Origin of the sequence: Streptomyces sp. NPDC056224 (assembly GCF_042267665.1) — a bacterium.
In the GTDB taxonomy this organism is placed as follows: Bacteria; Actinomycetota; Actinomycetes; order Streptomycetales; family Streptomycetaceae; genus Streptomyces.
Genome location: NZ_JBHJTK010000031.1, coordinates 1 through 22,147, shown reverse-complemented (window position 1 = coordinate 22,147; position 22,147 = coordinate 1). Strand labels below are relative to the sequence as shown.

Here is a 22,147-nt window from a genome sequence, read left to right as displayed (position 1 = left end):
CTCGCCCTCGCCCGCCAGCAGGGCAGGCAAAGAGTCGCATCACCCGCTCCTCAGCAGAGCAGGGAAGAACGTGTCGGGGCAGCTGTAGAGCTATTGGAAGAACGAACACACAGCCTGGGAGCAGACCATCCAGACACTCTGCAAGCCCGGGCCGAACTCGCCTACAAGAGAGGTACGGCCGGAGATCCGGCTGGCGCGGCAGCCACGCAGGCAGAACTCCTGGAGGCCTGCCTGCCGTGCAGGCGGTCCCGGCTGCCGGATACCGCCCGGAGGCGCTCGACGAGCTGTTCGGCAGGCCCTGGTGAACACCCGGGTGCGGGACACCACCGGCGCCGCAGCGGCGGGCCCGTCCGAGCTACCCCCGGCACCGCGGGCGTCGGGAGGGTTGCTGGAGCAGGCCCGCGTCCGCTTCCCCGCCCGGGAGGCAGGACGCCGATGGCCGCTCACGGACGCCCCGGTCGACGAGGTACTCGCCGTGCTGGAACGGCCCCCGCTGCGCGCGGAAAAGGAGAACACGCGGTGGCACCGCAGGTCGGGTGCCCGCGCGATCTTGGCCTGGCTGTCGGGCTTTCCCGGAGACAGCTGGCAGGAACGGTGGGAGGCCTCCCCGGCCGCCGCCTGCTCGCAGCGCTGGCGGCGAGAGGCCGAGGCGTGGGTGAACACCACGGCGACCGTCCGGGGGTCCAACATCCAGGCCGGCCTGCTGGTCCTGGCGGCCGCCGACGTGATCCGGCTGTCACTGCCATGGCAGATGGACCTGAACAGCTGCCACGTCCGCACCCTCGTGGAGGACAGCCGCGACCCGGAGGGCTTCGCCCGCCTCAAGGAGCTCGCCGGCGCCGAACGGTGGGCGTCCGCGAACGCAGGCCGAGCCCGCCGTGCCCTGGTACGGATCATGGTGGCCAAGGGAGGCGGCCTGGCGGACATCACCGTCGGCGACGTTCTGGAGTACGACACCGAACTGCGGCGCACCGCACGCGGCGTCAGCAGCGGCGGCACCCTCTACTACGCCTGGCTGCGCGAGCTGGGCCACCTTCCGGCCGACGCCCCGACCACTCTGCGGTTCCTGGAGAGAGTCACCAGCCAGCTCAGCTGTGCCCAGCTAGTCGACCGCCACCCCATCGCCTCGGGCCCGATCCGGGCCCTGCTCGTCGACTACCTGGAGGAACGCCGCCCGCGCCTGGACTACGCCACCCTGAACAACCTGGCCCGGCACCTGACCCGGAATTTCTGGGCCGACATCGAACGCCACCACCCCGAACTCGACACCCTCCACCTACCGGCCGATGTGGCCGCGGCCTGGAAGGAACGCCTACGCACCCGCACCCAGAAGCGGCGGCGCCCGAACGGATCCATCGAGGAGTCGGTCGTCGAACGCGCCGACCGAGTAATGATCTTCATCGCCGTGCGTGCCTTTTATCTGGACATCGCCCGCTGGGCGGGGGAGGAACCAGCCCGCTGGGGCCCATGGGTGGCGCCCTGCCCGATCAAGGTGGCCGAGACCACCGACCGTAAACGGCTCACCCGGATCAAGGTGCGAATGGACCAGCGCACCCGCGAACGTCTGCCACTGCTGGAGACCTTCGCCCGGGCGGCCGCAGAGCACCACCGGGTTGCCTCCGCCCACCTGGAAACCGCCCGCAGCGTCCCGCCCGGCGGCCGCTTCACCCTCGACGGCACCCCCTATACCCGCGGCACGAACCCGGCCGGCGCCGCCGCCCGCGACACGCAGGGCCGCCTCGTGCACCTCGACCGAACCGAGCACCGCGCCTTCTGTGCCTGGGCGAGCATCGAGTTCCTCCGCCACACCGGCGTCCGCGTGGAGGAGATGATGGAGAGCACACACCACGCGATGATCCAGTACCGGCTGCCCACCACCGGCGAGATCGTCCCCCTGCTGCAGATCGCCCCGTCCAAGACCGACGCCGAGCGCGTCCTGCTGATCAGCCCCGAACTCGCCGACGTCCTGGCCACGATCATCCGCCGCGTCCGCGACCCCAAGACCAGACTGATCCCCCTGGTCAGCCGCTACGACGACCAGGAGCGCCAGTGGAATCCGCCCGCACCCCTGCTCTTCCAGTACAACCGCGGCGGAGAACCCTCCACCCTCCACTCCCAAACGATCCGTGAGGTCCTCAAGGAGACCGTCGCCTTCATGCGACTGACCGACGCCACCGGCCAGCCGTTGACCTTCACCCCGCAGGACTTCCGCCGAATGTTCATCACCGACGCCATCCGTACCGGCCTGCCACCCCACATCGCCCAGGTCATCGCCGGCCATGCCAACATCAACACCACCATGGGCTACAACGCCGTCTACCCCACCGAGACCATCGAGGCCCACCGCGCCTTCATCACGCGCCGCCGCACCCTGCGCCCCGCCGAGGAGTACCGCACGCCCTCCGACGCCGAGTGGGAAGACTTCCTCGGCCACTTCGAACGCCGCAAACTCTCCGTCGGTACCTGCGCCCGCGCCTACGGCACCGCCTGCATCCACGAACACGCCTGCGTCCGCTGCTCCCTCCTACGCCCCGACTCGGCCCAGCGCAGCCGGCTGGTGGAAATCCGCGACAACCTCCTGGACCGGATCACCGAGGCCGAGCGCGAGGGCTGGCTGGGCGAGATCGAGGGGCTCCGCGTCAGCCTCACCGGGGCCGAATCCAAGATCGGGCAGATCGACTCATCAACATCGTGCGGGCCGGTCCTCCTGGGGCTGCCGACACCCAGACCGGAACGGCAAGGGTGACCAGGCAGCGGGCGACAGAATCGCCGACTCTCGTACTGAGGCCTCTAACGACGCTGAGCGCTCATGACTCCGTCTGACCACGCACACAAGATGGATGGTCGCCGCGGAGCGCGTCGGCCAGGGCTTGGGCCTGATTGAGGGCGATACCAAGGGCGATCGGGACCTGGCGCGGGCTGTGCCGGGAGGAACAGACGGGCACCGGATTGCCCACAGCAACCGTCCAGAACGGTTCCACACGACGGTCGTCCGCATCAGTCCCGAGCAGTTCCCGCGCGAACCGAGGGGCCACGTCTTCTGGCATTCCGCATCGGGACAGGGCCCGAGCCACGACAGCCCACGCCTCCTCCGGTGTGGCTGGATCTCCGAGCATGGGCAGCAGAAGGAGCAGGCGCTGTGCTTGATCGACGAGGCCATCGGTGTCCGATGCGCTCTCCGGGACGCTTGCGGCGATGGCGGTCAGCTCTGCCCAGGACAGTCCGGGGCCGGCCGATTCAGGGCCGCACTGCCCTAGATGTCCGAGGCGATCCCATGCCGGGTGGCGTACGGCGAACTCGACGGTGTTCTCGTCCTCGAAGTTGGCGTACACGGCGAAGGCTGTGTGTCCGCCGCCAAATGGAACCCGTATCACCGGCCACGGCTGCTCGGCATCGCTGAGGCGATCCAGCATTCCCTCGTAGGCCGACTGCGCGACACCGTACTCTTCCGCATCGGCCGAGAGGTCCCCCATCGTCACCAGCAGGTGGGCAAGCCAAAAAGCCGGTTCGAGTGTGAATTGCTCACTCGCGACCAGCTCGAAGTCCACGTACTCCGGGATGTCCACGATCTCTGCGGTGTCGCTCATTCAAGGAGAGTATCGGGGCGTAGCGGCACTCCCAGCGGTGGCCCCCAGCCCCCCGACAGCCGTCGGACACGGTGATCGTTGCTCAGTAGTTCAGAGACCGAAAGAAATGGCCCCGCTCCAGATCGGACGCATCGGTGCCTCCATCAGGTGCGGCCCCCACCCCTCCAGCCTGCCACCGCCAGCCCGGCCGCCCCAGCGTCGCCGTCGCTGGCGCCCGGACACGCCCTATCGGTGATCGAGGGATTATTCGGCCAGCGAGGCATCACGGATTTAGATAACTTGAGGCTACTGTATCGCTCCCTGTATCCCTGGCGCCTACATCAATCCTGTCCCAAGCGGCAAACCCCGACCACGAGAGATCAGTCGAAAATTCACCGTCACGGTCACTGTCCACTTCTCTGTTTCCGTAATTGTAATCGCCGCCCAAGTTGTGGACTGCCCGGTCCACCTTCACTTTCGCTTCCGGCGTAAACCCCACCCCAAGGACCCTAACGACACGCACTCCCGTTTGTAGCAATTGTATGGACGGACTCATCGGGTAAGGGAGGCGGAAATTATAGACAGCCGGATCGATCCCGTGGCCCTCATGCCCTCCGCCTATCGGGCATCTACCCTTATCGTCGAATCCGTCGAAGTAGAGGGCCTGACAGTTCCAGCAGTTGCGCCAGTTGGGCTGGTTCTTGAACGTGTCATCCCAGATATCCGCGTGCACGAGGTGAAAGTCATAGGTGAATCCGGAGCCTGAAGAATGGGTGCCGAATTCGGAATATGGGCTAGGGCAGGTGCCTAGATTGGGTGCATAAAAGAGTACTTGGCAATGCCGGCAGTTCTTCCATTCATTCTGATAAGTGGAGGGGAGAAATGACGGCGCCTGGTTGTAGGTCAGAGTGAAGTCGGGCCCCGCCACGCCATGGCCTTCTCCGTCGCGTGGGCAGACCCCCCTATTGCCGTCACCATGCCCGTTGTAGTACAGGCTCTGACATTTCCAGCAGTTCCGCCAGCGGTTCTGTGTCGGCATCAGAGGCTCCTTCCTTGCTGCGGCGAATTTCTGATGCGTCCTAAAGTTGCTGGGAAAGGTCCCAGAATCGTGGGATCCACCGGACACACCTCGCACCGAGGGCTGATCACCGGATCGTCGGCCCGATCTTGGATGGTCCATTTCGCGCGGGTGGTTTCGACGGGACGTTCGGCATGTAGAACGGGCAGCCCACTGCTCGGTGGCCTGGCTGACATGAACGAGTCACATCCCCGCGACGAGTCTGCAATGTTGACCCCTTCACGGAACCTGCGCCGAGGAGGGAATGCGAAGCCGTTGGCTGGCGGTTTATCACGTCTTGCCTGTCGGCGGACGGGGAGTCCCTCTTCCTATTGGAACGCGCACCGACCCGGGATGCACGTCACCCCGGGTGGGGGCAACACTTTGAAACCCTGAAAGTCCTCGGTTCAACGACCGAACCAGGACCTGCGGCGTCCTGGGCAGTCTTGGGCGTACCTGCTGCGAGTCGCCAGCGGCCCACTCACTGCCTCCCGCTCTAGTTCAGAGAACTGACCAGCCCGAACGAGATCGCGCCGTTCCACAGGGCCTTCACGGCTCAGGCCCAGGACTCGGGTCCGGTGCCCTGCCAGTCGAAGAGGGCTTCGTCGGTCAGGTCGATGTCCTCGGCGTCGGCCATGCCTGCCCGGTAGAGGAACTCCCAGACGTCCCGCTCGCTGGTCGCGCGGCCGAGTTCCTCCCGCCGGTAGGTCACCAGGCGGCGCCCTCGGTCGTCGGGAGGGTGGATGGTCACTTTGGACTCGTCGGCCATAGCTCCAGGGTCGCGGCGGGCGTACGGGGCCGCACCCAGACCGTGTCCGGTCGGGTCCAGGCCGCCGCCTTCACTGGCCTCCGAGGGGTGGGGCTGGACCAGCCGGCCGACCAGGCCGCCCCGTCCAGCCATGCCGGTCGGCGTGACTCGATCAGCTGCGCAGCTGCCGTCGGGCCCCTCGGTCCTGCCGGGTAGGCGGTGCTACCGCCTGGCCCTGGGGCCCCCGGCGGCCCCAGGGGAGGAACGTAGGTCCTGTCCGATGGGTCGTCCACGCGGCCTGAGAAGATCGGATCGGATGGACGTATCAAGGAAGGGGTGTCGGTTGCCGAGCGTGCTGTGGCTGCCATATGACGCGCGTTCTCTCGCGCGTCTGGGTGTGGGCGGCGGGGCTGTGACTTGCCTCATCAAGCAAGGGTTGCCGGCCGACTGCAATCGCATGTTCGTGCGGGACTCCGCCCGGGAGCTGGAAGTCCGCGATCTTCCGCCGGGCCGGGCAGTGTTCCTCGGTGCGTTTGAGGACGGCGTCAACACGTACTGGCTGCAGACCGACAGCGGCGAGGTTTGGATGGTCCGCGGCCATAAAGACGATGGGGACCAGTACGCGCTGGTCAACTCCTCGGTTGCGGGTCTGCAGCAGGTCCTGGCGGTGTGGGAGGGATTCGCCTGCTCGGGAAAGAGCGAAGCGGACGACGACTACGAGGACTACGTCGAAGACGTGATCGAGCGGGCCCGGCAGGCCGATCCGATCGTGTTCGAAGACGAAGACTCCTGGTGGTCACGCGTCTTCGAGGAAGTCGAGCTCGGCGTCCTTGTCCCGGAAGACGAGTAGGCAAGGACGCGGCGGTCACGGGCGGAGCCACAGTCTGATCGCCGCGACCGTGACCGTTCCGTGGAAGACGTAGGCCCTCTTCAGCGACCGCGCGGAGGCCGTGGCGGCCCCGGGCAGATCATGGGGCGGTCCGCCGGGTAACACGCCGTGTCCGCCCTACTCTGTCCAGTTCCACTCCCCTTTGGCCGAGAACAAACCGGCGCTGTCATTTCGGGCGGACCGGGTCGCGGCCAGGCAGTCTCTGAGAGATGGGCATGATGAGGTCCGTGACCAGGGGGGCGGGCGGGAGCCCTGTGGAAAGGGGACTACGGACGATGGCCCCGGTAGCCGTCGCCTTACGTGCTTCCTCGGCCTCGGCTTGGGCTCTGAGGGCTGCTGCCTGCCTCGCGGCCTCCATCGCGAACATCAGGAAAAAGGCCACCACAGTCGCCATCGCGAGGAACCAGGCGGTCGCGATCGCAGCCTCCATCAGGTAGGTGCGTGCGAAAGCCTCGATCTCCTCCATGGGCAGACGCGATATAACGAAGTCCGTGATCAGCCTGTGGAAGCCCATGGTGACCCATAGAGTCCAGCCAACCAGCGCAAGAAGGGGCAGTTTGCGCACGGGCCAGATGTCCCCCGTGTACGTACGCAGCACCAGGTGGGCGGCCACGGGCAACCCGATAGGCAATCGCACGATGATCCCGGCGATGCTGCGCCACCCACCAACGAGTGCGAATCCCGTCTTCCCATCGACGATGAGCTGCGCGGTCCTAGCAGCCGGAGCTCGGAAGAGGAGCGTCGCCGCCCGCTCTGTAGCCGCGCGCGTGCGGCTAAGAAAGCGAGGCCTGACCGGCGTCCCGTCATCCCCGGCGTCCTCCTCCCTTTCGGGGCGAAGGACTCCCGATACGACGTCGCGGACGATGGCTGCCAGCCGCTCGGGCGTGACAGTGTGCTCTTCTTGCTCAGCGCGTGGGCCGGAACGCTTCGGTGCGCTGCGGTTGTTCCGCGCGGGGGTACGCGCCAGGCCCACGGCGCGTTGGTAGACCGCGAGGGGAATCGCCCCAACCGGCTGCACTTCACGGAAGTCGAACCACTCCCCCTCCGTCCGGTATTCGTCGAACACCTTGTGCAGAGCACTCTCAAGGTCCCGGCCGCCGGGCGTGCACCACAGCAACTCAAGGCGACCGGGGTTGCCGGTCTGCAGCTCTTTGAGCCGCTTCTCAGGACTGATGCTCGTACCGATCTTGACGTGGGCCGATCCGGAAGAACCGATCACATACACGTAGGAGACGCCGTCGGGGGTGGAAGAGGTCAATGCGCTTCTCTCCTTTCGAAATTCTCAGTGATCGGCCGTTACTGACGGCGGAGCTGGGCGCAGTCCGCTGTGAGCTGGATGACAAGATCGCTGTCTTTGTCAGGGACGTCCCGCTGGAGCAAATGTGAGACCTCGCGGTGAAGGCGTAGCGCTTGACCGGTGCCAGCAGCGGCGAGGACGGCCGACCACAGAGGGCTCCCGGGCAGGGTGTTCCTCTCGATCGTCTCCAAGAGGCTCAGCTTGTCCTGGTAGGTGAGGCGGGCCAGCTGGCGTTGGCCGGTCTTCTGTGCGATTTCCTCCCACGTGGTGGTCCGCCCCTCTCGGGCCGCCTTCTTCAGCGCGCCGGAGACGAACAGTGCCAGGTAGGCCAGCTTCTCGGCGTGTGCCTGGTGCTCCGCAGCGTCGGCCTGGCGACGCCTCTCGGCTGTGCCCCGCTCAGCCTGGCTACGGCGCTCCGCTTCCCGTTGGTGCCACTCAGCTTCCCGCTGGCGCTGTTCGTCTGCGAGCTGGCGGGCCTTGGCTACGCGCTCCTCGGCCAACGCACGCTGGTGAGCCGCCTGCCGCTCACGCGCCGTATGTACCGCCTCTCGCTCCTCAGGCGTGGCGTCCAGGTCCTCCACCAGCTGCGCGGCTTTCAGGAGAAGAGCAGGCGTCGGCTGTTCCTTCAGCTGGTCAATCACAGCCCGCCGGTGCCCGGCGCGCTGCTCCGTCCAGACCTGTCCGCGGCCAAGCGCGATACGCAGGCGGGCGACGTTCTCCGGCGTCTGGTTCGCCTCCAGCAGCCGTCGGATGGTGTTCACCGCGCTGTGGATCTGATCCGTCTGCTCGCGAAGGGCTCGGTCGAGGTGCATCACCGCACTCTTGACGGGGTCGTCCTGGCGGGCTGTCATGACCGCGCGGGAGCGGGAAGGGGCGACGGTGACGATGGATCGCTCCCCCGACCCGTTTGTCCGCGCGGCTTCGGCCAGGGGTATGTGAACGCCGTCGGGCCGGGCCGTCGTGGTCAGGCCCTGGGAGGTCAGAGTGACCTTGTCCAGGTTCTCCCAGGTGGTACCTCGGCCCGGGAGCTCGGTGCCGAACCTCATGACGCGGCCGCCTCCTGGCCGGTCCTCGAAGCGGATGCGGTGGACGTAGCCACGCCGCTCCAGGATGTTCGCGACAACGGGTACGCCCGGTCCCAGGACAAGCTCCCAGGCCTCGTCGTCCCAGGCGACGGGACGGTTGCGGTCGAGATGAAGCTGGAAGGTCCGGCCGTCATCCAAACGCGCCCGAACGGCGGAGCCCAGCGGTTCGGGGTAGGTGAACTCGGCGGTCAGGTCGTGGGCGCGCAGCCACGCCGCCAGGTGGGCCTTGGCGAAGAGGTGATCCGCACTGTCCTTCCCCTTCATCGTGCGGGTGCACCGCTGACCGGCACCGTCCGCGCCGTAGTGGGCGAAGTGGCAGATCTTGTCGGTGCACCGGCGCGTCGTGAGCCGACGGCCGCAGCCGCCTTCGAACTTGGTTCCGCACCAGATGGTGGTGTTCTCGTGCTCACGGCGGAAGGCGTCCAGTTCCTCCACGGTCTCGGGGCACAGGGCCGGCTCGTCAGAGTCCGAACTCCCGAAGACTGCAGTCTGGATGAGGCGTCGATCCATCATGCTCCCGATGCTCTTTGCGGGTGATCTCATCTGATTGTGGACCTCCGTGCTGACAACTCCGCGGGCGTTCACGGGAATCCATTCCGATCCGCCCGAGGTGTAGGGGCCATCCCCTCCAACAGGCGCCCCCTGGTCAGCTCTGACCAGGTCAGGCCGACGTGCGAAGCGGGGCGGCCCGCGGAAGGAGGACGGCTGCCCCGGCCCGGTGGGCGCGCTCGGCTCGGGCCCGGAGCAGGGCTGCGGTCTCCGTGGCGGCGAACTCCCGGCGCCGCTGCTGGACGCCAGTGTCGGTCGGCCCCGGCTGGTCGTCGGCGCGCTGCTCCGCCTCGGGGAAAGCCCGCTGGCTGAGCTCCCGCATCACAGCGTTCTGTCGCTCCACCGCCTGGGCGATGGTCGGGTCCACCTGGGACGGGGGCGCGGCCTGGCGGTGCGCCTCGATCGCACGGCGGTAGCCGTCCGGTGGCGTCCGGCGCTCCACCGGCACGGCCGGCGTGGTCGGCTGCGGGGTCGTGTCGGCGGCCGCCGGGGAGGAGCTGGCCTTCATGGGCGCAGGCGCCAGGATGTGCAGGGCGCGGACATTCGCGCCGGGCACCGTCTCGTTGGCCGCAGCGATCAGCTTCGGCGCGCTCCAGCGCAGCTTCGTACCGACCGCCGGGGCATCGGGGACGACGTCCAGGCGGCCGGTGTCCACGTCGAACGCCACGCCCTGGATCCGCCCGACGAGCTCGGGCACGACTGCGGCGGCCGGGCCCAGCGGTCCTGTTGCACCAGACGTTCCTCCTGTCGCCAGTACTGCTCAACAATGCCGGCCTACACGCAGAGCGCGTCGCTTGTGACGTCCCTACTCCCGGCCAGTGGCACCAGCCTGTTCCTGCCTGGGCCAGGGATCCCTACCCCGCTCCAGCTGCTCAACAGCCGATGTTCCAAGACGCGGTAGGTGCTGCGGCGTCCGTGTCGTGTCGGGGAGAGCTGGTGCGGGCATCGTGAATGCCGATCGTCCCCCGCACGCCTGGGCTGCACTCATAGTGCACCGACGTGGTGTCCCCTTGTCAGCGGTCGTCCCCCGCGCGCCTGGGCTGCACGTGCGATGAGGAGTCGAGTCGATGCGCGAGTACATCACGGTCGTCCCCCGCGCGCCTGGGCTGCACGTCGCGCGCGGCATGCCCGCAGACAAGGTCGCCGGTCGTCCCCCGCGCGCCTGGGCTGCACTCTTTGCGACGTGCAGCGTAAGAACAGTTTTGCCTGTTCTTGGTGTGGGGTGGGGGACGCCAGCGGGTTACTCCGCTGGGTTGGCACCGGGCTGGATGGCCCGGTGCCTTCCCGCTTCTTTGCCGCGTGCCGGGCGGCCTGATGGCCGTCTGGTCTTACCGGAGCTCGGCGGGCGTTTTGACTCTCCTCTGTACCAGGGGCGAGTTGTGGTGCTGGTGGGACGGCATGCTGCGCGATGTTGCGGGCCGCGTTGAGGTCCCGGTCGATCACGAGCTTGCAGGTGTCGCAGTGGAACGTCCTGTCGGAGAGCGTCAGGCGTGGGTTTTGCCATCCGCAGTTCGAGCAGGTCTTGCTGGACGGGTACCACCGGCCCAGGACCGCCAAAGCGGAGCCGTACCAGAAGGTCTTGTATGCGAGCTGTCGGCGGAACTCGCCGGGTGCGGCGTCGAGGATGGAGCGGTTGAGGCCAGCCTTCTGCCGCACCTTGCGGCCCGGGGCCTCGACCGTGCCGCGGGCACTGGCGGTCATGCCGGCCACACTCAGGTCCTCGACGGCGATGGTCGCGAAGCCCGTCGCGAGCTGCTTCGTCACACGGTGGATGGCTGTGGCACGCCGTTCGGCGACCTCGTGGTGAAGACGCCCCACGCGCTGCACGGCCTTGTGCCGGCGGGCAGATCCCTTCTGCGTCCGGGCGAGGGCCTGCTGCGCCTTGCGTAGCCGCTTTGTGGCGGTCCGGAGGTGGCGGGGGTTCTCGATGAACGCGCTGTCGGGCTGGTCGGCGGTGAGCGGTGCGGAGAGGACGGCGAGGTATTTGACGCCGAGGTCGACTCCCACGGTCCCGGCTGTGATCTGGCGACGCGTGGGGGCGGTCGGAAGGGTGGTGGTCTCCTTGCACAGGACGGAGACGTACCAGCGGTGTCCGCCTCGGGAAATCGTGACGGACTGGATGACGGCCTGTTCGCGGTCGATCAGGCGGGCCAGGCGCTTCGCGGATTCGTGCAGGCGGACTTCGCCGATCGCTGGAAGCCGTAGCCGCCGGTGGGTGGCCAGCCGGATGCCGGGCTTCTTCACGTTGTGGTGGAGTCGGAATGAGTCGCGGCTGCGGCCCTTCTTCTTGAACCGCGGGTACCCCACCTTCCGGCCGGCTCGTTTCCCGCTCAGCGAAGTGAGCCAGTTCGTCCAGGCGCGGTCGGCGTCGATGAACGCGGACTGGAACGCATATGTGTTCACCTCGTGCCACCACGGGCAGGGCCGCTCCGGCCCGTGCACGTTCTCCGGCAGCCCACCGGTCCGCGAGTCGCCTTTGATCTGGTTTAGGTGTTTCTGGATGGCGGGCTTCGATGGGATCGGGATCCGCACCTTCTTGCGGGCCTGCGTCTCCGGGGTGCCGGCCGCGACGAGCTGCTGGACTTCTTGCCGCCACCGCTCGTGCGCGGCCTTCTTCATCCCGAGCGCGTGGTTGAACGCCCACCGAGCCGCTCCCGCATGCCGCTGCAGCACCTCCACCTGGGCGGGGGTGGGATCCAGCGCGAACCGGTAAGCCCGGAAAACCTCCACCTGCATGCTGAACCTCCTCCCAACTACCCGAGGATGAAGAGCCGTAGCCGACTCTAAGGCACCCCACTGACAGTGCGGCTCGAACCCGGATCAGGCGGAGGACCGCAGCGGAGCGGCCTGCGGGAGCATGACCGCTGCCCCGGACCGCTGGGCGCGCTCGGCTCGGGCCCGGTGGAGCGCCCGCAGACGTACGGCTTCGGCGTCACGGCGCCGCTGAGCAAGGGCGGCGTCAATCGGTGTCGGCTGGTCGTCACGGGCCGCTTCCGCCTCGGGGAAGGCGCAACGGCTCGCCTCCCGCAGGACCCGGTCTTGCCGCTCGACGGCGTCCGCGATGGCCGGGTCCGGTTGCCGCCGCGTGTGAACCTGCTGGTGGGATTCGAGTGCACGACGGTAGCCGGCCGCCGCCGCCTCGCGAGTACGCACCGGCCCCTGCGGGACCGGGGTCCTCACCGGGTCCGGGTCGGCGGCCGCGCTGGGCGCGGGCAGGGCACCGGGTGACAGCACGCGGACCGTACGGACTGCGTCGGTGCGCGCGGACCGGTTGGCATCGGCGATGATCCGCGACGCCTCCAGGCGGGCCTTCGTCGCCCAGGCCGTAGAGTCCGGGCGCAGCGTCAACTCCCCGCGCTCCGCGTCGTAGTCCACCGCCGCGACGTGGTCGGCGAGGTGGGGGGCGAGGGCCGCCCAGCGCTCGCACAGGCCAGCGCCGGCCGCCGGGATGTCCCAGCCGCGTTCGGCCATGAGGACCGTGAACGCCTCGCCGAGGCCCATGGGGGCGCGGCTGTCGCGCCGGACCGTCCGGGTCACCCGCGGCTTGCTCTTCGCCGTTCGGGCGCCGGTCTTCTTACGACCTCGGGGGAAATGGTGATCGTCCCGGTCGGGCCGTGACATGAGAAGGACCGCACGGGTTGGGTGAGTTGTGAAGCTGACCTGGGCCCGTGCGGCCTGTTCCCATCCTGCCCTGTCGGGTGTCTCCCGCGCACATTTCGGCGAGTTGTTCGCAGAGCTCGCCGGACCGTGGGAAGCAGCCCGGCAGTCCACGCTGCGGGCAGCACGCGGCGGAGAGCGCAAGCGGGCGGAAGGGGCCGGCCGCAAGCCGAAGCTGGTCTTCTTCGACCGGCTGCTCGTCACCCTGGTCCACCTGCGACACCAGCTGCCGCACGAGGTCCTCGCCGAGCTCTTCGAGGTGGACCGCTCCACCGTCTCCGAGGCGATCCGGCAGCTCCGCCCGCTGCTGGCGGCCCGCGGCTTCGCGGTGCCCGACCGGCCCGGCCTGCGGCTCAAGACGCTGGAGGACGTCTTCGCCTATGCCGAAGCGGAAGGTGTCGAGATGCGGCTCGACGGGGCCGAGACCCAGGTCAGGCGCCCACAGGCCGGGCGTCCCGGACGCCGTGAGTTCGTCTCCGGCAAGCGCAGGCAGAACACCATCAAGACCACCACGTTCAGCGACGGCCAGGGCCGCATGCTGATGTCCGGTGTGGTCCGCCCGGGCCGGATGCACGACCAGACCGCCGTCCGCACCGAGGGCATCGCCGAGCAGTTCCGCAACCGGCCAGGCGTGAAGGCCAAGGTCGACTCCGGATACGCAGGGCTGGCCAAGGAGTTCCCCGGCCAGGTCAGCGCACCGCCGAAGAAGCCCAAGGACGAGGCATGCGACGGCGACAAGTACGCCTGGCGCGAGACGCGGCGGCGGCAGTCCTCGGACCGGATCTGCGTGGAACACACCAACGCCGAGCTCCGCCAGTGGGCACCCCTGAGACGCTTCACCGGACGCCGCGACATCTACGCCGAAACGCACCTCGCGATCGCCTCCCTGGTCTCTGACCGATCCCCACAGCGGGTCACCCGCCCAGAGACGAGCACCGAACTCGTCCTCGTCCGCGCCGTGACCTGCTGATCACCCACCAGCCGAACCGCCAGGCCGGCACGCCCGAATCTCAATTTCCCCCGAGGCCGTAAGGCGGTTGGAGGCGAGTTCGTCCGGGCTGAAGACCCGGAAGTCCCCGGCGCAGGCGTGGGCGCGGGTCACTGTGGCAACGGCGTCGGCGGGAGTCGGGCTGCTGCCGAACGGTGGCGCGCGGCGCCGGCCCAGGGCGGGGCGCCTTGAGGCGGGGCCATGCGGTGCCGGCGAGGGCGGCGTCGAGGCCCGGGCCCGGGTGGCCGCCGTCGGTGAACAGCTCCTCGGGCCGGTACGAGGACAACCACGCCTCCAGCGCGTGCCTCTGGGCGGAGTCGGAGGCGGCCCGGGCGAGCGGGGTCTTGTGCGCGCGGGCGGTACCGAGGACCTGCTGTCCGTTCACGGCGGCGGGGCCGCTCCAGCCCTTGAGGCACCGCATGAACAGCACCGTGCGGCGCCCGGCCAGGGTGTCGGCGACGGCCGGGGCGAGCTCGGCGTGGAAGGCCTCGTGGCCGTCGTCCGGGACGGTGACGGTGCGGGCGTGCCAGCCGAGCCCGGCCGCGTACGCGGTCAGGTCCCGCTCGTCGAGGCCGGCGAGGAGGCTGGGGGCGCCCATGCGGAAGCCGTTGAGGTGGACGATCGACAGTACCGGGGTGCCGGGCAGGGCGTGGGCGGCGAGCCAGGATGCGGCGGTGGTCGGGGTCTCGCACTCGCCGTCGCCGAGGACCGGCACGATCACCCGGCCGGGTCCGGACGCGAGGGCGGCGCCTTGGGCGAAGGGCAGGCAGCCGCCGAGCCGGCCGCCGAGGAAGTCACCTGCGGGCAGGGCCGGGGTGACCTCGGATCCGAGGCCGGCCACCTCGGGGAAGGACCGGCACAGGTTCACCAGTCCCTGCTCGTCGCGGGTGAACTGCGGGCGGGCGGCGGCGAGGTGGCCGGTGAGCCAGCCCGCGGCGATCTGCGCCACCCCGGCGTGGCCGGCTCCCAACAGCGGGACCAGCTCGGTGCCGACGGTGCCGGACAGCAGGGCGATGTGGGCCAGGGCCCACGCAGTGCCGGGCGCGGTGCCCCAGTGGCCGGCCGGGCGCGCCTTCACGTCCCCCGGTCCGAGCGGGCGGCGCAGCAGCACGTTGTCCTGGAGGTGGATCTGCGCGGCGGCCACGTAGGTCTGGGCCCGCCACAGTAGATCGGCCTTCTGGCTGGGGCTGGTCATGTGGCGACCAGGCGTTCGGGGCCGAAGGTGAAGTGCCATAGGGGCCGGTAGCACTCCCAGGCCTTGGGGCGCAGCCCGGTCGGGCCGAGGATGTCCTCCAGGACGGTGCGGGCTTGGAGGTAGAAGGCGAGGTCGGTGGCGCCGGGGGCGCGGAGTCCGGCCATGATGCGGTTGTGGGCCTGGTAGACCTGAAGGTTCGGGAATTCGGTGACGTGGGGGGCGAGGTCGCGGACGCCGTCCTCCATGGCGGCCAGGTCGTCGAGGCCGACGATGTACGTGAACGAGGTGTCGTGTCCGGCGTGTACGGCCCGGCGCAGGACGCGCGGCATCTGCTTCCTGGTGAGCTCCGCTTTGGATGCCTTCAGGAGCAGGTCGCGGCGGGTGAAGCATTCGGCGGTCATCCGCAGGACGAACGGTCCGGCCGTGCGGGCCAGGGCGTCGAAGGCGGACTGGGTGCGCAGCACCGAGGTGAGGAACCCGATCCGCGCGGTGATGCCGGTCTCGGTCAGTACCGCCCGGAGGTCGCCGAGGTGGTCGACGGCGGCCTGTTCTCGTTCGAAGCAGCCGGTGGAGACCGTGACCTCTTCCAGGCCGGTCAGGGTGCCGGCCGGGTGCTGGAGGGCCATGGCGTCGAGGAGCTCGCGCACCGCGCGCTGCTCAGACAGGCGGGGGTCGGCGGCGGCCTCCAGAGTGTTCGGGCAGAACGCGCAGCCGACGCAGCGACTGCGCGCGTTGGGGTTGAGGGTGGCGGCCCGGCCGTCGTTACGGAAGTAGCCGCCCACGGCCTCATCCGCGTCGACCCGCGTCACGGTGGCAACGGGGATTCCGGCGAGGAGGAGGGTGTCCTCGTCGAGGATGAACGGGGAGGCGGAAGCGTTGAGCGGCACGATCACCGGCCACGGCACCGCAGGCGCCGAGGCGAGGCGGATCAGGAACCGGGCGCGGTGCCGGTTCAGGGGAGAGCTGATGCCGTGCAGGTTGATCGCCATGAGGAGCGCGTCCTCGATGGGCACCCCGTAACGGGCGGCGAGCGCAGCCAGGGTGTCTAAGTCGGTGGTGGTGAGGGATTCACGCGGTGTGGTGGCAGGCACAGGGCCCTCCATCCGGTCAGGGGACGGACGCGGTGAACTTCCGTACGGTGCAGGCTGGGTTGCCTGTGGACAAGGGGCCGTGGCGAGGATGGCCGACCAGTGCGTGGTGGTGCCCGTCCCCGGCTGCTCGACCTGTCCAGGGTTGTTCAGCCGGGGACGGTGACCCGGTCCGGCTGGTGCTGTCCTTCGGGGTGCCGGGCCCGGGGTTCTAGCCGATGACGGCGCGTGCCCGGGGGCGCCGCGCTGCCACCGGAGTTCAAAGGGTGGGGCGGGTGGGGGATTCGCAGCGGCAGGCCCGTGATTCTGTGGTGCGGACTGCCGGTCCGGAGGTGACGGTGTGCGCCGTGTCGTTGCCCGGCCTGCGGGACGGCTGTGCTTCGGCGGGTGCCTGGTCCGGGACGGTGAGCGAGGGGACGGCGGTGGCGCCGTCGGCTTGGTCGGCGCAGGAGAGCGCGAGGACGGCCAGGCCGAGCACGTTGCCTGTCGTCAGCAGCAGTCCGGCGATCGTGTTCCCGTCCGGCCGGGCGTGCTGGCGCTTCGGGGGCGGGTTGATGTGGGTGGGGCCGTGTAACTCGCCCCAGTCGCCGGCGCTCACGACGTTGCCTTGGTGGTGGTGAGTTCGGCCCAGACCTGCTTGCCGGTCCGGAATCGCTTGCTGCCCCATCGGGTGGTGAGCTGGTCGACGAGGTGGAGCCCGCGGCCGGCCTCGGCTCCGGGAGTGACGGCCGCGGGGGCGGGGAGGGTGCGGCTGGTGTCGGTGACCACGATCCGTACGTGGTCGGGGTGGCGGGTGACAGAGACGCCGATGCGGCGGGTGTGGGTGTGCTTGACGGCGTTCGCGACGAGCTCGGAGACGATCAGCTGCGCGTCGTCGACCAGGGCATCGAGGCCCCAGGTACGGAGGCAGAGGGTGACGTCGCGGCGGGCGCGGGAAGGAGCGGTGTCGCGCGGCGAGTAGCCGTCGCTGTAGCGCTGGGGTCCGGTGGGGGCTGCTTTCACGTCTTCCGCCAGTGCGCCGGTCACCGGGCGCCCCTGCCGGTATCGGGGCCCTGTATGGCGCGGGCGGTGAGGTCCGGCCGGTGGGTGCGGGGTGTGCGAGTGGTGCTCTGGCTCATGGGTGGCCTCGGCGAGTTGGGAGCGGGTGTCGGGGTGCGTGGCCTCGTGTCCCCGACGGGGGGCGGGGCACGAGGCCGGCGGGCCGGGCCATGCTCGAACCCGGCCGTTCTGGGGCCGCGACCTACCACCTCAGCGTGATCTTCTGCTGACACTTGGTCACGGCGTCACGTTGGAAGAATGCACCCGATGACGCGATGCCTGCAACCATTGCAGCCAAACTCCCAACGATTGCAGGGATGTTCGATCGACTTCCGATCCCCGGGACGGGCAGACTGACCCGGCAAGAGGAAGCCGCACCCCGGAAGGGGAAGATCCGCCCCCTGCATCGACCGGACAGCCCGCAGAGAGGTCCAACTTCCCGTGCCCACACCGCCGCTTGTGCAGACCGTGCGCAGACGCCGTCTCGGCAGCGCGCTGCGAACCTTCAGGAAGAACGCCGGCTTCAACACCTCCGACAGCGCCGCTCAGGCCGTCGGCTGGGACGCCAGCAAGATCAACCGGATCGAGAACGCCAAAGCGCACCTGCCGATCAAGGACGTCAAGCCGCTCCTGAATGCCTACGGGGTCACCGACGAGACGGTGGTCACCGCCATGGAGGAGCTGGCCCGGGACGCGAACAAGGTCGGCTGGTGGAGCAACTACGGCGACCTGCCCGAGACCAACTACAAGGACTACATCGGCCTGGAGGAGGACGCGGAGGACACCCGGATCTACCTCCCCGGGGTGCTCCCGGGCCTGCTGCAGATCCCGCCGTACGCCCGCGAGATCATCACCGCCACGGCCATCACCCGGACCGCCGACGAGGTGTCAGCGCTCGTGGAGATGCGCAAGAAGCGCCAGGCCCTCCTCACCGACACCAGCCGGCCGGGCGGACCTCTCAAGCTGTGGGCCGTCATCCACGAATCGACCCTGCACTACCGGTCGGCGACCCATCCCTCGCTGATGCGCGAGCAGCTACGGCACCTGCTCGACATGGCCGACCAGCCCAACATCACCATCCAGGTGATGCCGATACTCGCCACCCCTCACCCCGGGATGGCAGGCCCGTTCCACATCGTCAGGTTCCCCCACCCCTGGCCCACCGTGATCAGCGTGGAGACCATCCGCGGCGGGACCTTCGCCGAAGGCACTGACGACGTGAAGGTCTACGAAGCCGCCTTCGAGCGGATCGTGGCCGCAGCACTCTCCGTCGACGACTCACGGGAGAAGATCAAAACCACCATGGAGAAGTCATGACCGACACGACCAGGCTGTACGCCACCGACCTGCCCGAAGCGGAATGGCACAAGTCGACGTTCAGCGACGCCGGCGAGCAGTGCGTCGAGATCGCCGACACCCGGCCGACCCGCGGCTTCATCGCCGTCCGCGACTCGAAGGACCCGAACGGGCCGGCGCTGACGTTCACCGAGGCCGCATTCACCGCCTTCCTGCCGCACGCAGCACACGGCCACACCCCCAACGCCTGATCAGGCCGCAGAACGGCCAAGGCCCGGATTCCCCCAGCCCGCAGCGCGGGGAATCCGGGCTTTGCCTGTATGGCGATACCCAGTCGACCGGCTCTCAGCGCCGGATGACCGGCTTCGGCAGCAGCGTACTCAGCAGCTGAGCCGTCTCCGCCTCCATATCCACTCCCCCGCCGAGGCCCTCGTTGATCCGGGCCAACCGCGCGGCAGCTTCACGAAGGGCGTCCACGTCCCCGGCAGCATGGTGGGCGAGGAAGAGGGGCTTGAGGAACATCCATGTCAGATCGTGCGCTAAGCCCTCTCGGCGTTGATTGGCGCTTTGACCTGGGGTAATTGCGTGTCGGAGCCTTCGTGGGTCGCTGTTGTCGATCTTCGGAGAGTTGTTGTGGCAGTCGAGTTTCTGTCGGGTGAGCAGGCTGGGTACGGGGTGTTTGTCGGGGTGCCGTCCCGTACGGAGTTGGAGCGGTACTTCTTCCTGGACGACGCGGACAGGGAGGCGGTGCAGGTCAAGCGTCGTGCGCACAATCGGCTCGGGTACGCGGTCCAGCTCACGAGCGTGCGCTACTTGGGCCGGTTCCTGCCGGACCCGCGGCAGGTGCCGGCGGAGGTGGCCGAGTACCTGGCCGAGCAGCTGGAGATCGCGGACCCGTCGTGCCTGAAGGAGTACGGCGAACGGGACGGGACGGCCCGAACCCACGCCGGGGAGATTCAGGAGGCGGGGGGCTGGCGGGACTTCGCCGAGGTCTCGGCCGAGCTGAGTGAGTGGCTGGACGCGCGGGCCTGGACGACCGGGGACGGGCCGAAGGCGTTGTTCGATGCGGCGGCGGGATGGCTGCGCGAGCGCAGGGTGCTTCTGCCCGGGGCGAGCCGCTTGTCACGGCTGGTGGGCAGTGTCCGGGAGGCGGCGAACCAGCGGCTGTGGGACACCCTCTACGGGCTGCTGAACACCGGCCAGCGAGCGGTGCTGGACTCCCTGCTGACGGTGCCGGCCGGTGCGCGGGTCTCGGAGCCGGATCGCCTGCGCCGCGGGCCGGTGCGGGTGTCGGGCCCGCAGATGAAGTGGTCCCTGGCCCGGGCAGAGGAGATCGCCGACCTGGGCATGGGCACCATGGACGTGTCGGGGATACCGCCGCGCCGGCTCGCGGAGCTGTCGCGGTACGGGGTGGACGGCAAAGCCACGTTGCTCAAGCGGCACAACGACGCGCGGCGCCTGGCGACGCTGCTGGCCACGGCGGTGCACCTGACGACGCGGGCGGTCGATGACGCCTTGGACCTGCTGGAGGTGCTGATCGCCACGAAGCTGCTGGCCAAGGCCGAGCGGGAGACGGCCAAGGAGAAGATGAGGACCCTGCCGAGGGTCGAGCGGGCCGGGGCGAAGCTGGCGACCGCGTTCCAGGTCGTCTTCGACACCACTGCCGAGCAGGTCGATACCGACACCGGGGAGATCAGCGCCCCGAAGGTGCAGACGCTGGCGGCGATGTGGGAGCAGATCGAGGCGGTGGTGCCGCGCAAGGAGCTGGCCGCCGCGATCGCGGCGCTGTTCGAGCTGACCCCGCCGCTGGACTCCGATGCGGATCAGGCATGGCGGGCGATGCTGGCCACCCGGTTCGGGACGGTGCGACCGTTCCTGAAGCTCCTGGTCAAGGTCGTGGACTTCGGAGCGACTCCGGAGGGCGCCCCGATTCTGGCCGCGCTGAAGACCTTGCCGGAGCTGATGGGCCGCAAGAAGGTGGGACCTGCCGAGATCGACACCGAGCTGCTGGCCGGGTCCTGGCGGCGCCTGGTGCTGGCCGCGCCGAACCTGGAGCCGGGGACGGTGGACTGGAAGGCGTACGTGTTCTGCGTGCTGGAGCAGTTCCACCGCATGCTGCGCAGGCGGGAGATCTTCGCGAAGAACTCCTCCAAGTGGGGCGACCCGAGGGCGAAGCTGCTGGCGGGTGAGGCATGGGAGCAGGCCAAGTCCACCGTCCTTGCGTCCCTGGGCCTGCCCGAGGGCGCGGGCGAACACCTGGCGGCGCGGGCCGCGCTGCTGGACGGTACCTACCGGGAGGTCTCGGGCCGCCTGCCGGAGAACGCGCAGATCTCTTTCGACGATGACGGCCGCCTGCACTTCGCCGCGCTGGAGCCGGAGCCCGAACCGGCCTCCCTGCTCGGTCTGCGGGCTGCGGTGAACGCGATGCTGCCCCGCGTCGACCTGCCGGAGGTGCTGCTGGAGGTGTTCTCCTGGACCGGCGCCGACCTGGCGTTCACCTCGGTCACCGGCGGCGAGGCCCGGCTCAAGGACCTCCCCGTCACCATCGCGGCGCTGCTGGTGGCCCATGGCTGCAACGTCGGCTACACCCCCGTCATCAGCGGGGTTGACGCGCTGAAGTACGGACGGTTGTCCCACGTCGACCAGACGTATCTGCGGCTGGCGACCTACCGGGCCGCGAACGCCACACTGATCGACGCCCAGGCGGCGATCCCGCTCGCCAGTGCGTGGGGCGGCGGGCTGGTTGCCTCCGTGGACGGGATGCGGTTCGTGGTGCCGGTGCCCTCGGTCTACGCACGGCCGAATCCGAAGTACTTCGGGCGCCGGGGCGGCGCCACCTGGCTCATCATGATCAATGACCAGGCGGCCGGACTCGGCGGCAAGGTGGTGGCCGGCACCCCGCGCGACTCGCTGTACGTGCTGGACGTCCTCTACGACCGCGACGGCGGCAAACGCCCCGACATGATCGTTACGGATACCGCCTCGTACTCCGACATTGTCTTCGGGCTCCTGACCTTGGCGGGGTTCACCTACGCGCCGCAGTTGGCCGACCTGCCGGACCAGAAGATGTGGCGCATCGACCGCTCGGCCGACTATGGCGCGTTCCAGGACGCGGCCCGCGGCCGGGTCGACCTGGTCCGGATCGAGCGGCACTGGGAGGACATTCTGCGGATCATCGGCTCGATCCACACCGGGGCCGTGCGGGCCTACGACGTGATCCGGATGCTGTCGCGTGAGCCGGCCCACCCCGCTGGGCGACGCGATTGCGCACTACGGGCGCATCTCCAAGACCCTGCACATCCTGCGTCTGGCGGACGAGCCGGCCTACCGACGGAAGATCAAGGTGCAGGCCAACCTCCAGGAGGGCCGCCATGCGCTCGCCCGGAAGATCTTCCACGGCAAGGCCGGGCAGCTCTACCAGCGCTACCAGGACGGCATGGAGGACCAGATCGGCGCCCTCGGCCTTGTCCTCAACGCCCTGGTGCTCTTCAACACCCGCTACATGGATGCCGCCGTCACCCAGCTCCGGGCCGACGGCTTCGATGTCCGCGACGAGGACGTGGCCCGCCTCTCGCCGTTCGTGCGACACCACATCAACATTTATCTGGACACCTTTAGGATCGAAATCGATGGCGCACTCCCTCGATCAGAGGACGAAGCCCCGTTCATCGATCATGCGGGACGGCGTACCGAG

At 69.0% G+C, this 22,147-nt stretch carries 17 protein-coding genes, 2 pseudogenes and 1 CRISPR repeat array; of the genes and pseudogenes, 6 read left to right on the top strand and 13 right to left on the bottom strand.

Features of this window, described 5'->3' with window-relative positions; all coding sequences use genetic code 11:
- The first annotated feature begins 385 nt into the window (after positions 1-385).
- Positions 386-2,746, top strand: a complete 2,361-nt coding sequence (locus tag ACFCZ1_RS27960; protein WP_376681042.1) for a tyrosine-type recombinase/integrase — start codon at positions 386-388, stop codon at positions 2,744-2,746.
- Between the two features lie 61 nt (positions 2,747-2,807).
- Here ACFCZ1_RS27960 and ACFCZ1_RS27955 read toward each other — a convergent pair whose 3' ends face one another.
- From ACFCZ1_RS27955 to ACFCZ1_RS27945, 3 genes are all read right to left on the bottom strand, one after another.
- Complete coding sequence (locus ACFCZ1_RS27955) at positions 2,808-3,587, bottom strand: hypothetical protein (protein ID WP_376681041.1); 780 nt, start codon at positions 3,585-3,587, stop codon at positions 2,808-2,810.
- A gap of 262 nt (positions 3,588-3,849) precedes the next feature.
- Positions 3,850-4,605, bottom strand: a complete 756-nt coding sequence (locus tag ACFCZ1_RS27950; RefSeq protein WP_376681040.1) for a hypothetical protein — start codon at positions 4,603-4,605, stop codon at positions 3,850-3,852.
- Positions 4,606-5,179: 574 nt separating this feature from the next.
- Complete coding sequence (locus tag ACFCZ1_RS27945; protein ID WP_376681039.1) at positions 5,180-5,524, bottom strand: hypothetical protein; 345 nt, start codon at positions 5,522-5,524, stop codon at positions 5,180-5,182.
- 199 nt (positions 5,525-5,723) lie between these two features.
- Between ACFCZ1_RS27945 and ACFCZ1_RS27940 the strand changes: the two genes are divergently transcribed.
- A complete protein-coding gene (locus ACFCZ1_RS27940) occupies positions 5,724-6,221 on the top strand; it encodes an SUKH-4 family immunity protein (protein WP_376681077.1) in 498 nt (165 codons plus the stop codon).
- Between the two features lie 205 nt (positions 6,222-6,426).
- Here the strand turns inward: ACFCZ1_RS27940 and ACFCZ1_RS27935 are convergent, their stop codons facing one another.
- The 5 genes and pseudogenes from ACFCZ1_RS27935 to ACFCZ1_RS27915 all read right to left on the bottom strand — a co-directional run bounded on the left by ACFCZ1_RS27935 (position 6,427) and on the right by ACFCZ1_RS27915 (position 12,728).
- Positions 6,427-7,518: a GIY-YIG nuclease family protein gene (locus ACFCZ1_RS27935; protein ID WP_376681038.1), complete on the bottom strand. Its 1,092-nt coding sequence runs from the start codon at positions 7,516-7,518 to the stop codon at positions 6,427-6,429.
- 38 nt (positions 7,519-7,556) lie between these two features.
- Positions 7,557-9,155 carry a hypothetical protein gene (locus ACFCZ1_RS27930; RefSeq protein ID WP_376681037.1) on the bottom strand — a complete coding sequence of 533 codons (1,599 nt, stop codon included), beginning with the start codon at positions 9,153-9,155 and terminating at the stop codon, positions 7,557-7,559.
- A 148-nt stretch (positions 9,156-9,303) separates the two neighbouring features.
- Positions 9,304-9,888, bottom strand: a complete 585-nt coding sequence (locus tag ACFCZ1_RS27925; RefSeq protein WP_376681036.1) for a DUF721 domain-containing protein — start codon at positions 9,886-9,888, stop codon at positions 9,304-9,306.
- Between the two features lie 258 nt (positions 9,889-10,146).
- Positions 10,147-10,364: direct repeats of the CRISPR family, unit length 29 nt; unit sequence CGGTCGTCCCCCGCGCGCCTGGGCTGCAC.
- A 288-nt stretch (positions 10,365-10,652) separates the two neighbouring features.
- Positions 10,653-11,927 (bottom strand): annotated as a pseudogene (locus ACFCZ1_RS27920) (RNA-guided endonuclease InsQ/TnpB family protein); the annotation flags it as partial.
- Between the two features lie 84 nt (positions 11,928-12,011).
- Entirely contained in the window at positions 12,012-12,728 is a 717-nt protein-coding gene (locus ACFCZ1_RS27915) for a DciA family protein (RefSeq protein ID WP_376681035.1), read from the bottom strand.
- A gap of 187 nt (positions 12,729-12,915) precedes the next feature.
- Between ACFCZ1_RS27915 and ACFCZ1_RS27910 the strand changes: the two genes are divergently transcribed.
- The gene (locus ACFCZ1_RS27910) at positions 12,916-13,818 is read left to right on the top strand and encodes a transposase family protein (protein ID WP_376681034.1); all 903 of its coding nucleotides are present in this window, start codon (positions 12,916-12,918) and stop codon (positions 13,816-13,818) included.
- Between the two features lie 40 nt (positions 13,819-13,858).
- Here ACFCZ1_RS27910 and ACFCZ1_RS27905 read toward each other — a convergent pair whose 3' ends face one another.
- From ACFCZ1_RS27905 to ACFCZ1_RS27890, 4 genes are all read right to left on the bottom strand, one after another.
- Positions 13,859-15,031: a hypothetical protein gene (locus ACFCZ1_RS27905; RefSeq protein ID WP_376681033.1), complete on the bottom strand. Its 1,173-nt coding sequence runs from the start codon at positions 15,029-15,031 to the stop codon at positions 13,859-13,861.
- Positions 15,028-16,122, bottom strand: coding sequence for a hypothetical protein (locus tag ACFCZ1_RS27900; RefSeq protein ID WP_376681032.1), 1,095 nt, complete (start codon positions 16,120-16,122; stop codon positions 15,028-15,030). The genes ACFCZ1_RS27905 and ACFCZ1_RS27900 overlap by 4 nt, the downstream gene beginning before the upstream one ends.
- 256 nt (positions 16,123-16,378) lie before the next feature.
- Positions 16,379-16,717 (bottom strand): hypothetical protein, encoded by a 339-nt coding sequence (locus tag ACFCZ1_RS27895; protein ID WP_376681031.1) that lies wholly within the window; start codon positions 16,715-16,717, stop codon positions 16,379-16,381.
- On the bottom strand, positions 16,714-17,145 hold the full coding sequence (locus ACFCZ1_RS27890) for an ATP-binding protein (protein ID WP_376681030.1): 432 nt from the start codon (positions 17,143-17,145) through the stop codon (positions 16,714-16,716). Before ACFCZ1_RS27890 ends, ACFCZ1_RS27895 begins: the two co-directional genes overlap by 4 nt.
- A 480-nt stretch (positions 17,146-17,625) precedes the next feature.
- Between ACFCZ1_RS27890 and ACFCZ1_RS27885 the strand changes: the two genes are divergently transcribed.
- On the top strand, positions 17,626-18,474 hold the full coding sequence (locus ACFCZ1_RS27885) for a helix-turn-helix domain-containing protein (protein WP_376681029.1): 849 nt from the start codon (positions 17,626-17,628) through the stop codon (positions 18,472-18,474).
- Positions 18,471-18,704, top strand: coding sequence for a DUF397 domain-containing protein (locus ACFCZ1_RS27880; RefSeq protein ID WP_376681028.1), 234 nt, complete (start codon positions 18,471-18,473; stop codon positions 18,702-18,704). The genes ACFCZ1_RS27885 and ACFCZ1_RS27880 overlap by 4 nt, the downstream gene beginning before the upstream one ends.
- 94 nt (positions 18,705-18,798) lie before the next feature.
- On the opposite strand, the gene ACFCZ1_RS27875 is transcribed toward ACFCZ1_RS27880, so the two are convergent.
- Positions 18,799-18,975 carry a hypothetical protein gene (locus tag ACFCZ1_RS27875; RefSeq protein WP_376681027.1) on the bottom strand — a complete coding sequence of 59 codons (177 nt, stop codon included), beginning with the start codon at positions 18,973-18,975 and terminating at the stop codon, positions 18,799-18,801.
- A 111-nt stretch (positions 18,976-19,086) separates the two neighbouring features.
- On the opposite strand from ACFCZ1_RS27875, the pseudogene ACFCZ1_RS27870 reads away from it, so the two are divergent.
- Positions 19,087-22,054, top strand: a pseudogene (locus ACFCZ1_RS27870) (Tn3 family transposase); the annotation flags it as partial.
- Between the last annotated feature and the right edge of the window lie 93 nt (positions 22,055-22,147).